At 63.4% G+C, this 15,278-nt stretch carries 12 protein-coding genes; 5 read left to right on the plus strand and 7 right to left on the minus strand.

Features of this window, described 5'->3' with window-relative positions:
- Positions 1–24: 24 nt before the first annotated feature.
- Positions 25–621 (minus strand): YbhB/YbcL family Raf kinase inhibitor-like protein, encoded by a 597-nt coding sequence (locus OKW38_RS19760; protein WP_429362792.1) that lies wholly within the window; start codon positions 619–621, stop codon positions 25–27.
- A gap of 269 nt (positions 622–890) precedes the next feature.
- On the opposite strand from OKW38_RS19760, the gene OKW38_RS19765 reads away from it, so the two are divergent.
- Positions 891–1,580, plus strand: a complete 690-nt coding sequence (locus OKW38_RS19765; RefSeq protein WP_429362794.1) for a response regulator — start codon at positions 891–893, stop codon at positions 1,578–1,580.
- A gap of 141 nt (positions 1,581–1,721) precedes the next feature.
- On the opposite strand, the gene OKW38_RS19770 is transcribed toward OKW38_RS19765, so the two are convergent.
- The gene (locus OKW38_RS19770; RefSeq protein ID WP_018418686.1) at positions 1,722–2,408 is read right to left on the minus strand and encodes an orotate phosphoribosyltransferase; all 687 of its coding nucleotides are present in this window, start codon (positions 2,406–2,408) and stop codon (positions 1,722–1,724) included.
- A gap of 312 nt (positions 2,409–2,720) precedes the next feature.
- Here OKW38_RS19770 and OKW38_RS19775 point away from each other — a divergent pair, with 312 nt between their 5' ends.
- Both OKW38_RS19775 and OKW38_RS19780 read left to right on the plus strand, forming a co-directional pair.
- Positions 2,721–3,965, plus strand: a complete 1,245-nt coding sequence (locus tag OKW38_RS19775) for an MFS transporter (protein WP_429362796.1) — start codon at positions 2,721–2,723, stop codon at positions 3,963–3,965.
- Positions 3,966–4,325: 360 nt separating this feature from the next.
- Positions 4,326–6,608 (plus strand): NADP-dependent malic enzyme, encoded by a 2,283-nt coding sequence (locus OKW38_RS19780; protein WP_090802617.1) that lies wholly within the window; start codon positions 4,326–4,328, stop codon positions 6,606–6,608.
- 71 nt (positions 6,609–6,679) lie between these two features.
- Here OKW38_RS19780 and OKW38_RS19785 read toward each other — a convergent pair whose 3' ends face one another.
- Positions 6,680–10,270 carry an indolepyruvate ferredoxin oxidoreductase family protein gene (locus OKW38_RS19785; protein ID WP_429362797.1) on the minus strand — a complete coding sequence of 1,197 codons (3,591 nt, stop codon included), beginning with the start codon at positions 10,268–10,270 and terminating at the stop codon, positions 6,680–6,682.
- A 386-nt stretch (positions 10,271–10,656) separates the two neighbouring features.
- On the opposite strand from OKW38_RS19785, the gene OKW38_RS19790 reads away from it, so the two are divergent.
- Positions 10,657–10,842, plus strand: coding sequence for a hypothetical protein (locus OKW38_RS19790; protein WP_187612701.1), 186 nt, complete (start codon positions 10,657–10,659; stop codon positions 10,840–10,842).
- Between the two features lie 138 nt (positions 10,843–10,980).
- Here OKW38_RS19790 and hppD read toward each other — a convergent pair whose 3' ends face one another.
- Entirely contained in the window at positions 10,981–12,078 is a 1,098-nt protein-coding gene (gene hppD, locus OKW38_RS19795) for a 4-hydroxyphenylpyruvate dioxygenase (protein WP_429362799.1), read from the minus strand.
- 189 nt (positions 12,079–12,267) lie between these two features.
- Between hppD and OKW38_RS19800 the strand changes: the two genes are divergently transcribed.
- Positions 12,268–12,765 (plus strand): Lrp/AsnC family transcriptional regulator, encoded by a 498-nt coding sequence (locus OKW38_RS19800; protein ID WP_090802190.1) that lies wholly within the window; start codon positions 12,268–12,270, stop codon positions 12,763–12,765.
- A gap of 97 nt (positions 12,766–12,862) precedes the next feature.
- Here the strand turns inward: OKW38_RS19800 and OKW38_RS19805 are convergent, their stop codons facing one another.
- From OKW38_RS19805 to OKW38_RS19815, 3 genes are all read right to left on the minus strand, one after another.
- Positions 12,863–13,531, minus strand: a complete 669-nt coding sequence (locus tag OKW38_RS19805) for a GNAT family N-acetyltransferase (protein WP_090802188.1) — start codon at positions 13,529–13,531, stop codon at positions 12,863–12,865.
- Positions 13,532–13,809: 278 nt separating this feature from the next.
- Positions 13,810–14,421: a TetR/AcrR family transcriptional regulator gene (locus OKW38_RS19810; protein WP_429335420.1), complete on the minus strand. Its 612-nt coding sequence runs from the start codon at positions 14,419–14,421 to the stop codon at positions 13,810–13,812.
- Between the two features lie 17 nt (positions 14,422–14,438).
- Positions 14,439–15,254: a DUF1835 domain-containing protein gene (locus OKW38_RS19815; RefSeq protein ID WP_090802187.1), complete on the minus strand. Its 816-nt coding sequence runs from the start codon at positions 15,252–15,254 to the stop codon at positions 14,439–14,441.
- Positions 15,255–15,278 lie beyond the last annotated feature (24 nt).

Here is a 15,278-nt window from a genome sequence, read left to right on the forward strand (position 1 = left end):
CCATCACGACCGCGATGGCCGCCACTAGCGCCCGTAATTGACCTCGAGCCGCGCGCTGCCGATCGCGGCCGTGCGGATCTCGTGATCGAACATCAACGCGGGACGTCCTTGCGCGAGACGCAGATCGGCCGAGTTCAGCGCGTACACAGTGATGATATAGCGATGCGGTTTGCCGGGCGGCGGGCACGGGCCGCCATAGCCGTCGGTATCGAAGTCGTTGCGCGCTTCGACCGCGCCGAGCTTGCGCAGGAAACCGGACGAGCTCGCATTCTCGGGCAGGCTGTCGACCGTGGCGGGGATGCCCGCGACCGCCCAGTGCCACCAGCCGGGCCCCGGCGCGTCCTCGTCGAACATCGTGATCGCGAAGCTGCGCGTACCGGCCGGCGCGTCGCGCCATGAGAGCTGCGGTGAACGGTTGCCGCCCTTGCAGTCGTTCCGGTCGAACACCTGCGCATTCTGCACGGTGCCGCCCGCGCGCACGCTCGCGCTCGTCAGCGTGAACGGCTCGTCGGCCCGCGCACCGGCACTATGCGCTGCGAATAGCGCGAGCATCGCGCCGACGGCGAGCGATCGATGCCGCCAAGATGAAGCCAGCGAAACGACCAGGCAACGCATGCGCATATGCCGGTTCTCCTGTAAGGGCGCGAGGCGCGGGTCCTCGCGACTGTCGTTGTCCTGAATTGCGCCCCAAGGTCGAATCAAGTCTAACATCAGCGCTGATTAGCTCTGCGACGCAATATGTTCGCGTGCCGCGGAATTCGCAGACAGGAAATCAGCTATAGTAAGGGGGTTGTCGCGCGACCCTTACTGCATTTGACTCGTTTAAATAGCGAGCGTCAAAAGCAGTGTTAGAAGTTGTGGAGACCGGTTTATCCGTCCAGAGGAGGACGATGCAAGTTTCACTCAGGGTCGTGGTGGCAGACGATCATCCGGTTATTCTGTTTGGCGCTGAAAATGCGCTGCTCAAATTTCCCGGTATGCAAGTCGTTGGGCGCGCAAGGCAGTCGACTGAACTTATCAAAATGTTGCAATCCACCGAATGCGACGTGCTCGTCACCGACCTGGCCATGCCGGGCGGTCAGTACGGCGACGGCTTGCAACTCATCGACTATTTGCGCCGCAATTTCCCGAATCTGCCGATCGTCGTGCTCACCATGCTCGAGAACGCCGCATTGCTCAAACGGCTCAAGGAACTTGGCGTGACGTCGGTCGTGAACAAATCGGACGATCTCAGCCATATTGCGCTTGCGGTACAACACGTGGGCCGTCGCATGGCCTATATGAGTCCGTCGGTGAAGGCGGTGCTCGATGGGTTGCGGGTCAATTCAGCCGGCAAGCGCGACGACTCGAAGCTGTCGCGGCGCGAACTCGAAGTCGTGCGCCTGTTCGTATCGGGTATGACGATCAAGGAAATATCGGAGCGTTTGAATCGCAGCATCAAGACGATCAGCACACAAAAAAACGCGGCCATGCGCAAGCTCGGAATCGATCGCGACTCCCAACTATTCCAGTATGCGCAGAGCAATGGTTTGCTGAATCTTTCCTCGAACTCGAGTAAGAACATCGCGAACCAGTCCTGACATCGGCCTCGTTTCGTCCGCCGGGTAATCGGCGATAAACAATCGCGATAAAAAAAGCCGCCTGTTGCGAAACAGGCGGCTTTTTCATTCAATCAGCATAAAGCGGCTAGGTTTTATTGTCACAGCCTTACCGCGATGGCTTTATTGCGGCGTAGACGTCGCACCGCCATGTGCAGCGGACCACTCGGCCGGCGCGTGCAGGAATTTTTCCACTTCGTCGATCGTCTTCGTGTCGAAGTAGTTGTTCTGCTTCGCGACGCGCAGCACGTCCCACCACGTGGCGAGCGCGTGCAGATCGACGTCGATGTCTTTCAGCACCGACACGCTTTCCTTGAAGATGTTGTAGTGGAACAGCACGAAGCAGTGGTTCACCGTCGCGCCGGCGGTGCGCAGCGCGTTGATGAAGTTGATCTTGCTGCGGCTGTCGGTCGTCAGGTCTTCGACGAGCAACACGCGCTGGCCTTCGGTCAGCAGACCTTCGATCTGCGCGTTGCGGCCGAAACCCTTCGGCTTCTTGCGCACGTACTGCATCGGCACCATCAGGCGGTCGGACAGCCATGCCGCGAACGGGATGCCCGCGGTTTCGCCGCCGGCGACCGCGTCGATCTGCTCATAGCCGACGTCGCGCAGGATCGTCGCTTCGGCCATTTCCATCAGGCCGCGGCGCACACGCGGATACGAGATCAGCTTGCGGCAGTCGATATACACCGGGCTCGCCCAGCCGGACGTGAAAATATACGGTTTCTCCGCGTTGAAATGCACTGCTTGCACTTCGAGCAGCATCTTGGCGGTGGTGTCGGAGATCGTCTGGCGATCGAAGCCTGTCATGGGCGGATCCTTCGGAGTGAGCGGGGGAGAAGCGGGCGCTGGGCCCGGTGGCGCAGCAAGCGGGGTATGCCGCGCCATGCTGGGCGGGATACGCGGCCGGGGGAAGAGCACAGACCGGCTTTTGCTGCGCGCGTGGGCCGCTATTTTACCTGAAATGGGTCGCACCGAGGAGGCCGTCGTGCGCGGCGGCGCAGCCGGCGGGCGCTTTGGCGCGCGCATCGTCTTGTGACCGGGTGAGGCCGCCTTTACACTCACGCGACTTTCCCGGGACGCTTCCCACGCAGCCGCCTTCAGACCTACGGAATGCTTTCAATGAACGCCGCTCCACCCGCCTCCGCCTCCACCACCGAAACCCGCTCCGCCGTCCAACCGGGCTATGCGGGCCGCGCGCTGCTTGCGTCGGTGCTGGGCTATGCGATGGACGGCTTCGATCTGCTGATTCTCGGCTTCATGCTGCCGGTGATCGCCGCCGACCTGCATCTGAGTTCCTCGCAGGCCGGTGCGCTGATCACATGGACGCTCATCGGTGCGGTGGCGGGCGGCGTGCTCTTCGGCGTGCTCAGCGATTATTTCGGCCGCGTGCGCATGCTGACGTGGACGATCCTGATCTTCGCTGTGTTCACCGGCCTGTGCGCGCTCGCGCAAGGCTACACGGACCTGCTGATCTATCGGACCGTCGCCGGGATCGGGCTGGGCGGCGAATTCGGCATCGGTATGACGCTGGTCGCCGAAGCGTGGCCGGCGTCGCAGCGGGCGCGGGTGTCGTCGTATGTCGGGCTCGGCTGGCAGCTTGGCGTGCTGGCGGCCGCGTTGCTGACGCCGCTGCTGCTGCCGGTGATCGGCTGGCGCGGCATGTTCGCGCTCGGGCTGCTGCCGGCGGTCGTGTCGTTCTTCGTGCGGCGCCGCGTCGAGGAGCCGGCGCTTTTCGACCAACGCGTCGCGCGCGGCATGCGCAAGCTGCCGCTGAAACTGCTGTTCGTCGATGGACGCACGACGCGCGCGAGCCTCGGCGTCACGATCCTGTGCTCGGTGCAGAACTTCGGCTATTACGGGCTGATGCTCTGGCTACCTAGCTATCTGTCGAAGACCTTCGGCTACTCGCTGACCAAATCGGGGCTGTGGACCGCCGCGACGATTCTCGGCATGGCGGCCGGCATCTGGCTATTCGGCATCGCCGCCGACCGCTTCGGCCGCAAGCCGACGTTCCTGTTCTACCAGGCGGGCGCCGTCGTCATGGTGTTCGTCTATGCGCAACTGACGACGCCGATGGCGTTGCTGATCGGCGGCGCGGCGATGGGAGTGTTCGTCAACGGCATGATCGGCGGCTACGGCGCGCTGATTTCGGAGCTCTATCCAACCGATGCGCGCGCCACCGCGCAAAACGTGCTGTTCAACGCGGGTCGCGCGGTGGGCGGCTTTGGGCCGGTCGTCGTGGGCGCGCTGGCGGCGCGCTACTCGTTCGGCGCGGCGCTCGCGCTACTGGCGTCGATTTACCTGCTGGACATCCTCGCGACCCTGTTTCTGATTCCTGAGCGACGCGGCGCCGAACTCGACTGACCGCGTCGACGAAGCGCGTCCTTCAATCGCTTCGAATACTGCGAATGCGTGGACCGTGCGGCCCGCATGGCGCCCCGCCGCGTGGCGGAAAAGCACGGCCGGGTCGTGGCGACGCAGCGTCCTGAGCGCCTGTTTCGCTAATGGCGAGTCCTGTTAACCACGCAGTGCATCGACACGTCCGGGGTGTACACTAATCGACCCGCGAAGCACTCCACATCGTCCCGTGTTCGTCGAGGTAAGCCGTCGCGCCTGACCGGGCGCGCGCGAAAACCGCCTCGGTCGGCTATCGGTCCGACAGATGAAAGCGCTGCAACGATGTGTGTCGCCGGGCCCAATCACTTACGTCTCGCAGGCCTAGAAATGGACGAACAACTCAAGCAAAGCGCTCTCGCATATCACCAGAATCCGAAACCTGGCAAGATTTCGGTGACGCCTACCAAGGCGCTGTCGAACCAGCTGGATTTGTCGCTCGCGTATTCGCCGGGTGTGGCGGCAGCCTGTATGGCAATTCACGAGGAACCGCTCGACGCGCAGAAGTACACGTCGCGCGGCAACCTCGTCGGCGTGATCACGAACGGCACCGCGGTGCTCGGCCTCGGCAATATCGGCCCGCTTGCCGCGAAGCCGGTGATGGAAGGCAAGGGGTGTCTGTTCAAGAAGTTCGCGGACATCGACGTGTTCGACATCGAGCTGAGCGAATCCGATCCGGACAAGCTCGTCGAGGCGATCGCGATGCTCGAGCCCACGCTAGGCGGCATCAACCTCGAGGACATCAAGGCGCCCGAGTGCTTCTACATCGAGAAGAAGCTGCGCGAACGTATGAAGATTCCGGTCTTCCACGACGATCAGCACGGCACCGCGATCATCGCGTCGGCGGCGATCCTGAACGGCCTCAAGGTGGTCGGCAAGAGGCTCGACGAAGTGAAGCTGGTCTGTTCGGGCGCGGGCGCGGCGGCCATTGCGTGTCTGGATCTGCTCGTCAATCTCGGTCTGTCGAAGCAGAACATTCTCGTCGCCGACTCGAAGGGCGTGATCTACGAAGGGCGCGGCAACCTCGATCCGTCGAAGGAGCGCTATTCGGCGCACACCGAAGCGCGCTCGCTCGCCGATGCAATCCGCGGCGCGGACGTGTTCCTCGGCTGCTCGAGCGCCGGCGTGCTAAAGCCGGAGATGGTCGCCGAAATGGGTTCGCAGCCGCTGATTCTCGCGCTCGCGAACCCCGAGCCGGAAATCCGTCCGGAAGAAGCGCGCAAGGTGCGCCCGGACTGCATCATCGCGACCGGCCGGTCGGACTATCCGAACCAGGTCAACAACGTGCTGTGTTTCCCGTTCATCTTCCGCGGCGCGCTCGACGTCGGCGCGACGACGATCACCGAAGAAATGAAGCTCGCGTGCGTGCGCGCGATTGCCGAACTGGCCGAGGAAACCGACCAGGGCGATGAAGTCGCGAAGGCCTACGAAGGCCACTCGCTCGAATTCGGTCCCGAATACCTGATTCCGAAGCCGTTCGATCCGCGCCTGATCATCAAGATCGCGCCGGCCGTCGCGCAGGCCGCAATGGATTCGGGCGTCGCGACGCGCCCGATCCAGGACATGGATGCGTACCGCGAACAGCTCGGCGCGACCGTCTATCGCTCGGGCATGGTGATGCGGCCGGTGTTCGCGGCGGCGAAGTCGGCACCGGCGCGCATCGTGTTCGCGGAGGGCGAAGACGAGCGCGTGCTGCGCGCCGCGCAGTTCGTGCTGCTCGAAAAGATCGCCAAGCCGATCCTGGTCGGCCGTCCGTCGGTGATCGAGATGCGTCTGAAGAAGATGGGCTCGAAGCTCAAGTGCGGCGAAGACGTCGAGATCGTCGATCCGGAAGACGATCCGCGCTATCACAAGTGCTGGCAGGCGTATCACGAACTCGGCGCGCGCGAAGGCGTGACGCCGGACGTCGCGAAGGCCGCGATGCGCAAGTTCAACACGCTGATCGGCGCGATCCTCGTGCGCCTTGGCGAAGCGGACGGCATGATCTGCGGCATGATCGGCCAGTTCCACATGCATCTGAACTTCATCGAGCAGGTGCTCGGCAAGGCCGACGACGTCGAGAACTTCGCCGCGATGAATCTGCTGATGCTGCCGGGCCGCAACATGTTCATCTGCGACACGTACGTCAACGAAGTGCCGACCGCCGAGCAGCTTGCCGACATGACGATGCTCGCCACGCGCGAAATCGAGAAGTTCGGCATCACGCCGAAGGTCGCGCTGCTGTCGAACTCGAACTTCGGCAGCGCGCCGTCGTCGTCGTCGCAGCGCATGGCCGCGGCGCGCAAGCTGATCACGCAACGCGCGCCGTCGCTCGAAATCGACGGTGAAATGCACGGCGACGCGGCGCTGTCGGAGACGGTCCGCAAGGCCGCGTTCCCGGGCACGACGCTCGCCGGCGAAGCGAATCTGCTGATCATGCCGAACGTCGAAGCGGCGAACATCGCGTACAACCTGCTGAAGGTCGTGGGCGGCGAGGGCGTGACGGTCGGGCCGTTCCTGCTGGGTGCGGAAAAGCCGGTGCATATCCTGACGCCGGCCGCGACCGTGCGCCGTATCATCAACATGACGGCGGTCGCTTCGGCGAACGCGCGCAAGTCGGTGAACGCGAAGTAACGTGCATCACGCCTGAAAAAAAAGCGGCGGTCCGTGCAGACCGCCGCTTTTCGGTTCATTGGGAGAGTCGATCAAGCCGCGTGCTGCGTCTTGCCCGCATCCGGCGAACGCCAACGCGCGAGCAGCTCGTTCCACTTGATGCGCACGCCTTTCAGGTTGTTTTCCTTCACATGCCCATAGCCGCGGATGCCGTCGGGCAGATTCGCGAGCTCGACCGCGAGATCGCGTTTCTGAGAAGTCAGCCCGCCGATCAGCTCACGCACCAATGCCTCGTATTCGCCGATCAGCGCGCGCTCGGTGCGACGCTCCCCGGTGTTGCCGAACACGTCGAACGCGGTGCCGCGCAGGAACTTGAGCTTCGCGAGCACGTGCATCGCGCGGAACATCCACGGGCCGTACTTCTTCTTCACCAGATGGCCGTGCGCGTCCTTCTTCGATAGCGTCGGCGGCGCGAGATGCAGGTGCAGCTTCCAGTCGCCTTCGAACGTCGCGTTCAGTTTTTCGATGAACGCCGGGTTGCTGTACAGACGCGCGACTTCGTATTCGTCCTTGTACGCCATCAGCTTGTGCAGGTTCTTCGCGACCGCCTCGGTCAGCGGCATTTGGCCGTCGGCGGAATCGAGCGCTTCTTCCGCGGCCCGCACCTGCGACACCAGCGCGCGATAGCGCTCCGCGTACGCACGGTTCTGCCAGGCGGTCAGATAGTCGGCGCGCTTGTCGATCAGCGTGTCGAGCGCCTTCGGCGTATGCAGCGCGATGATCTTGCCGCCCGCGCTGTCGGCCGGGTCGCCGCGTCCCTGCGTTTGCGCGAGCTTGCGTACCGCAGCCAGGTCGTGCGCGGCGCGCCGGCCCCATTCGAACGCCGCGCGGTTCTTGTCCACCTGCACGTTGTTCAGCTCGATCGCGCGAATCAGCGACTCGTGCGTGAGCGGCACCCAGCCGCGCTGCCACGCATAGCCGAGCACGAACGGGTTCGTGTAGATCGCGTCGCCGAGCAGCGCGACGGCGAAGTGATTCGCGTCGACGGTCGAAACGTTGTCATCGCCGGCCGCTGCGCGCACGTCGGCTTCGGTGCTGCTGCCGGGGAAGCGCCAGTTCGGGTTCTTGATCAGCTCGGCCGTCGGCGTGTGCGCGCTGTTCAGCACGACGCGCGTGCAATCCGCGTGCATCCGCGACACGCATTCGTCGCTGGCAGTGACGATCGCGTCGCAGCCGATCACGAGGCTCGCTTCGCCCATTGCGATGCGGGTCGCGTGGATGTCGGCGGGCTGCTTCGCGATCTGCACGTGGCTCATCACGGCGCCGCCTTTCTGCGCGAGGCCGGTGACGTCGAGCACCGTGACGCCCTTGTTCTCGAGATGCGCGGCCATGCCGAGCAGCGCGCCGATCGTGACGACGCCCGTGCCGCCCACGCCCGTCACCAGAACGCCGTACGGACGGTCGATGGACGGCAACTCGGGATCCGGCACCGGCGGCATTTCGGCGCCCGACGCCGCCTTCGGCTTGCGCAACTGGCCGCCTTCAACGGAGACGAAGCTCGGGCAGAAGCCGTTCACGCACGAGAAGTCCTTGTTGCAGGTCGACTGGTTGATCTGGCGCTTCGTGCCGTACTCAGTGTCGAGCGGTTCGACCGACAGGCAGTTCGACTTCACCGAGCAGTCGCCGCAGCCTTCGCACACCGCTTCGTTGATCACGACGCGTCGTGCCGGATCTGGATACGCGCCGCGTTTCCTGCGACGGCGCTTTTCGGTCGCGCAGGTCTGGTCGTAGATCAGGATCGTGGTGCCCGGAACCTCGCGTAGCTGACGCTGCACGTCGTCGAGCTGGTCGCGGTGGTGAATGTCGACGCCGGGCGCAAGGCCGACGTTTGCCGCGTACTTCTCCGGCTCATCGGTGACGATGACGATCTTCGCCGCGCCTTCGGCGGCGAGCTGATGCGTGATCTGCGGCACGCTCAGCACGCCGTCGACCGGCTGGCCGCCCGTCATCGCGACCGCGTCGTTGTACAGCAGCTTGTAGGTGATGTTCGCCTTCGACGCGATCGCCGCGCGAATCGCGAGCAGCCCCGAGTGGAAGTAGGTGCCGTCGCCGAGATTGGCGAACACGTGCTTGTCGTTCGTGAACGGCGCCTGGCCGATCCACGCGACACCTTCGCCGCCCATCTGGCTGAACGTGCTGGTGCTGCGATCCATCCAGACCGTCATGTAATGACAGCCGATGCCGGCCATCGCGCGCGAGCCTTCCGGCACGTTGGTCGACGTGTTGTGCGGGCAGCCCGAGCAGAACCACGGCTTGCGCTCGACTTCGACGCGCGGCCGCGCGAGCGCCTTTTCCTTCGCCTCGATCACCGCGATGCGCGCGGCGATGCGGGCGCGCACATCCGACGGCAGATCGAACTTGTCGAGCCGCGTGGCGATCGCCTTCGCGATGATCGCGGGCGACAGCTCGTAGTGCGCCGGCAGCAGCCAGTTGCCCATCGGCACCGACCATTCGCCGCCCGCGCCGTCCTTCTCGTCGAACTTGCCGAATACGCGCGGGCGCTGCGCGTCGGGCCAGTTGTACAGCTCTTCCTTGATCGCGTATTCGAGGATCTGGCGCTTTTCCTCGACCACCAGAATTTCGTCGAGACCGCGTGCGAAGGCCTGCGCACCTTGCGCTTCGAGCGGCCACACGCAGCCGACCTTGTACAGCCGGATGCCGATGCGCGAGCAGGTTTCGTCGTCGAGACCGAGGTCGGTCAGCGCCTGGCGCACGTCGAGATAAGCTTTGCCGCCGGTCATGATGCCGAAGCGCGCATGCGGCGAATCGATTTCGACGCGGTCGAGTTTGTTCGCTCGCACGTAGGCGAGGCCCGCGTACCACTTGTAGTCGAGCAGACGCGCTTCCTGCACGAGCGGCGGATCGGGCCAGCGGATGTTCAGCCCACCGTCGGGCATCACGAAGTCTTCCGGCAGGATGATGTTGGTGCGGTGCGGATCGATATCGACCGATGCGGACGATTCGACCACGTCGGTCACGCACTTCATCGCGACCCAGAGGCCCGAGTAGCGGCTCATCGCCCAGCCGTGCAGGCCGAAGTCCAGATATTCCTGCACGTTCGACGGAAACAGCACCGGAAGCCCGCATGCCTTGAAGATGTGTTCGGACTGATGCGCGAGTGTCGAGGATTTGGCGGCGTGATCGTCGCCGGCGAGCACGAGAACGCCGCCGTGCCGCGACGAGCCGGCCGAGTTGCCGTGCTTGAAGACGTCACCGGACCGGTCGACGCCGGGGCCCTTGCCGTACCACATCGAAAACACGCCGTCGTATTTGGCGCTCGGGTACAGATTGACCTGCTGCGAACCCCACACGGCGGTGGCCGCGAGGTCTTCGTTGACGCCGGGCTGGAACACCACCTGATGCGCGGCCAGATGCTTTTTCGCTTTCCACAGCGACTGGTCGAGCCCGCCGAGCGGCGATCCGCGGTAGCCGGAGATGAAGCCGGCCGTGTTGAGGCCGGCGGCGCGGTCGCGTTCCTGCTGCAGCATCGGCAGACGCACCAGCGCCTGGATGCCGCTCATGTACGCGCGGCCGCGATCGAGGGTGTATTTGTCGTCGAGCGTGACGGAAGACAACGCGGCTTCGAGCGAGGCTCGCTGACCTGCGTCTAGCGGGGCATTCATTATGTGTACTCCTCCACTTCAGCTTGGGATCACCAAAACTTTTCTGGCCCCGGCATCTCGTGAATGCTGGGGCCGGGGTCGTCATATTGACGGGTTTTAAGCGATGGTAGCACTGGTGGAAACCCGCCGCAGCGGATCAAAAATCGCCCGCGCACGGTCTGATTTCGGCCGGTTTCGCGACGAGTTGCCTACGTGTTGTCAGCAGTTGTCGCGGATTTCCGCCGGAATGGAGTTGTATTGCGCCTGCGCGTGTAACAAGCTGTAAAACCTACAAATTTGCGGAACCGCAGTGAAAACGACTGTCTAACCCCGACCTGCGAGCGATGCCGAACGCCGCGCATTCTGTGCAGCTTCTGGACAGCAGGGCAGTTAGAAAAGGAGTACGCATGAACACAAGAAACATCCAGACCTTCCTGATGGTTTCCGCCGCTTTCTTCGCGATGAGCGCGCCGGTGCGCTCGAATCCGGGCAGCACGGGGGCACTGTCGAACGCGATCATCCGCACGGCGCAGGTGGCGCCGGCGCGGGTCGACAGTGCGATCGGCAGCGATCGGTACAGGCAGAATTCATGACGCACCGCATCGCGCGCGTCTTATGACGACCGGCCGCCGTTCCGAAGAGAGCGGCGGCGTTGCAACGTAAAAGGGCGAGGATCCTGCGATCCTCGCCCTTTTTTCTTGTGCGCGCCGATCAGGCGCGAGTCTCCGTGGTCAGGTCTTGTCCTGCACGACGCCGCGGCGAATCTGATCGAGCTCGATCGATTCGAACAGCGCCTTGAAGTTGCCTTCGCCAAAGCCCTGGTTGCCCTTGCGCTGAATGATCTCGAAGAAGATCGGGCCGATCTGGTTTTCGGTGAAGATCTGCAGCAGCAGATCGTCCGGTGCGCCGTCGATCAGGATCTTGCGCTTGCGCAGTTCCTCGAGCGGCTCGCCATGATTCGGCACGCGTCGGTCGACGAGTTCGTAGTACGTGTCGATCGTGTCGAGCAGTGAAATCTCCGATGCGCGCAGGCCGTCGACGGTGCGGTAGATGTCGCTGGTGCCGAGCGCGATGTGCTGGATGCCTTCGCCGTGGTACGCGTCCAGGTATTCCTGGATCTGACCGGCGGTGTCCGAGCCTTCCTCGTTGATCGGAATGCGAATCTTGCCGCACGGCGAGGTCATCGCTTTCGACTTGACGCCCGTCACCTTGCCCTCGATGTCGAAGTAGCGCACCTCGCGGAAGTTGAACAGGCGCTCGTAGAACTCCGCCCATTCCTGCATGCGGCCGCGATGCACGTTGTGCGTCAGGTGATCGATATAGGTCAGGCCGTGGCCGACCGGGTTCGGGTTCGCGCCCGGAATCGGCTCGAAGTCGACGTCGTAAATGTCGATGTCACCGATGCTGTTCGGCGTCGCGCCGTTCTTGCCGCGCCAGCGGTCGACGAAATAGATCAGCGAATCGCCAATGCCCTTGATCGCCGGGATGTTCAGCTCCATCGGGCCGGTCTTGTTGTCGAAACCCCATGCGCCTTTTTCGAGCGCTTGGGCGTAGGCCTTCGCGGCGTCCTGTACGCGAAACGCAATCGCACAGATCGACGGGCCATGCAAGCGCGCGAAGCGCTGCGCAAACGAATGCTTCTCCGCGTTGACGATGAAGTTGATGTCGCCCTGACGATACAGCGTCACGTCCTTATGACGATGCCGCGCGACGGCCGTGAAGCCCATCTGTTCGAACAGCTTGCCGAGCGCTTTCGGGTCCGGCGCCGTGTATTCGATGAATTCGAAGCCGTCAGTGCCGACAGGATTTTCCCAAGTTGAAACCTGCATCGTCTGTCTCCAATCCCATGCAAGAGGGTTGCCAAGGCGCGCTGGCGGTGAGCGCGCGGGACGGTCGGCTGAGCGCGACCGGATGGGGCAAGTGTAGAGCCGCGATGAAGGCAAATACTTGCGAACTTAATCGCGCGTCGCTACGCTTGAGCCAGTTTATGGCTTTATTCAACGGATACGCGGCAGAACATGGCTAGTAACGAGATAGACGCGATCGATCGACGCATTCTGGCGATCCTTCAGGAGAATGGCCGGCTGTCGAATCAGGAGATAGCGGAACGGATCAATCTGTCGCCGAGTCCGTGCCTGCGGCGGATTCGCCGACTCGAGGAAAGCGGCGTGATTCGCGGCTATGTCGCGCTGCTCGACGCCCAACGTCTCGGGCTTGACCTGCTCGCGTATGTCAGCGTGCGGCTGGAGAAGGGTGGCGGTCGCGCGTTCAGTCCGCATGGCGAGGCCACGCACGCCGATCTGTTCGGCGCGGCCGTGCAGACGTGGCCCGAAGTTGTCGCATGTCACGCGATGACGGGTGAGATGGATTACCTGCTGCGCGTCCAGGTGGAGGACATGGCGCACTTTTCGCGCTTCGTGCAGGATCAATTGCTGCGGCATCCATCGGTGATCGATGTGAAATCGAGCTTTTCGCTAGAAAAGATCAAGGAAACGACAGCGCTGCCCATTTTGTAGGCTTCCGCGCACGGTCCTACGCGTGGCGTTGATCGGGTACAGATAGAAAAAGGGCGACCTTGCGGCCGCCCCAATCTCATTTCCCCGTAGCGATTATTCAGGCAGCGACAGCCACCGGCATGAACGACTCGAACAGTCGCGATGCCTGGCGGGCGTGGCGCTTGAGCGCGTAATCGAACACGGCGGCCTGCTCCTGCAGCATTTCCGCGAGGATGCTCGACTGATCGGCCGGCGACAGCGTCAGATAGGCGTCGGCCTCGCCGTACGCGTACTCGATCTTCATGCCGGCCTTCCTGGCGATGTGCATCATGGTCGAATTGCGCGCCAGGCAGTGGATGTACAGCGTCGTCACATGCGTGTTGCGGCTGCGGATCGCGGCGCGCTCGAATAGCCTCGAGCCGATACCGATGCCGCGTGCGCTTTCGAGCACGGAGACGCCGAATTCGGCGGTGCGCTTGTTGCCTTCGGCCGGCAGGTAGGCCAGATGGCCGACGCCGCTCAGTTCCAGCTTGCTGTTGAACACGCCGAATACGGTGTCGCGCGTAAAGTCGATCGCGCGCACGTAGTTTTCGATCACATGGTTCGGCACGACCTGGCCGAAGCGCAGCAGACGGTCTTCTTCGTCGAGTGCGAGGAAGTGAGCAAGCAGGCGTTCGCGATCGGCGGCGGTGAGTTCACGGACCAGAACGTGCGCGCGTTCAGCAGGCAGCGACGCGCGATCGTTCGGCGCGATCGGCTCGGTGTTGCGATGGGTCAGCATGTTCATGGTCGGGTTCTCCTTTTAATCAGGCGGCGTTGTGCACCGCAAAACCGATTTTAGCGGAAACCTAAGCCATTCACTAGGGAAAACCCGTATCAAAAGTCGAGGTGAATACCTGGAGCGCTGGAACCCTAAATTTAATTATTTGATTTTAAACAGAAGTTAAAAGTGATCGCACGTTCGTGACACGATGCCGCATGGATTCCCTGCGCCGATTTATGTGGTCTGCATGTTGTTGCTTTGCAACATCCGGTGTGCGGGTTGCGATCTGTTCAGACCATCGTCTACCTGGCCGGCGCGCTGCCGAGACCATGCTCGACCATGCCGACCACCTGCTCGGCGAACTCGCGATAGCCCATCCGGCCGTCCGGCTTGAGCCACGTGAAGGTCCAGTTGATCATGCCGAACACCATCATCGTCAGCGCGGTCTGGTTGTCGCGAGTCGCGCGTTCGGGATAGGCGCGCACGAGCTGCCGCGCGAAGGCGGCGACTACGTCGCGCTGACGGTTCAGGATGATCTCGCGCTGCGAATCGACCAGATACTTGACATCGTTCAGCAGCGCGACGTGCCGGCTGTGCGACGTCTCATACTCGGACAGGAACGCGCGGATCAGCTCCGCGAAGGTTTCTCGCTCGCTCAGTTCGCGCCGCTGGCTCGATCCTTCCACCTCGGCGATGATCAGCATCAGGCGCTTCGTGTAGCGATCGAGCAGATCGAACAGGATTGCTTCCTTGCTGTCGTAATAGTGATAGAGGCGCGCTTTCGAGGTGCCGCTCGCCGCGGCAAGATCGGCCATCGACGTGCTTGGATAGCTGGTCTGCGCGAACTTCGCGGCGGCCAGTTCGAGAATCTGCTCGCGTTGGGTTTCGTGGTCGGGGGCTCGGGTGCGGGCCATATTCGTCTGTTCTTATCTTATTGGGGTGAGCAGGGGGCGGATGCCGCGCGCAGTTCGAGCGAGCGCCATTCGTTCGCGTCGCCGCGCAGGCGGATGCGCCGCAGCGCCGCGAGTTCGCGCATGCGCCACAGCACGATGCTGTCGCTGACGAGGAACCACAACTCGGCGGTCATCACGTAGGCGGCGACGCGCGCGGCGGGCTGCCAGGCGTCGGTTGCCCGTTCGAGGATCAGCGCGTCGATTTCGGCAACGCTGCCGCTCGTGAAGGTGTTGTCACGCCAGCGCCGCGTCTCGCCGTTCGCCTGTTTGACCTCCTGCCATTCGAGCGCGAGCCGGCTGATGCGCAGCACGGAAATCGGCGCGGCGTCCGGCAGGTGTGTCTGCAATACGTCCGGCGCAAACATGCCGACCGATGTCGCGCGATCCTTGCGGGTATGCGCCCACGCTTGCGGATCCGTGAGGTCGGCGATCGACAGACGCACTTCGTTCAAACGCTGCGGGCTGTTGCGCACCAGGTAGCAGACGCGGCGCAGCATCAGTTGATCGGACGCGCTTTCGGCGTGCCACACCACGAGATTCGCGGTGCTGTTGGCGAGGCCGTCGAGCACCGCGGCCTGTTCGCGGAACTCGCGCACGAAGTCGCGTTGCGTGTCGGCGCTGACGCGTTCCCAGAAGTCGGCGCGCACGTGCGGAGCGTCGTCGACGCCGCGTAACGGGCCGACCGCCAGATCGTCCCGCAGCGGCTGCACGCGATCGTCGCGGCCCGCCTGGTCCAGCGCGGTACGCAGCGACTCGGCGGCGACGTCGCCGTTGGTGAGGTGAATCGTGCTCATGGGCAAGGGCTTGCAGTGACGCCA

The sequence above is a fragment of the Paraburkholderia sp. MM5496-R1 genome (assembly GCF_050436205.1).
In the GTDB taxonomy this organism is placed as follows: domain Bacteria; phylum Pseudomonadota; class Gammaproteobacteria; order Burkholderiales; family Burkholderiaceae; genus Paraburkholderia; species Paraburkholderia tuberum.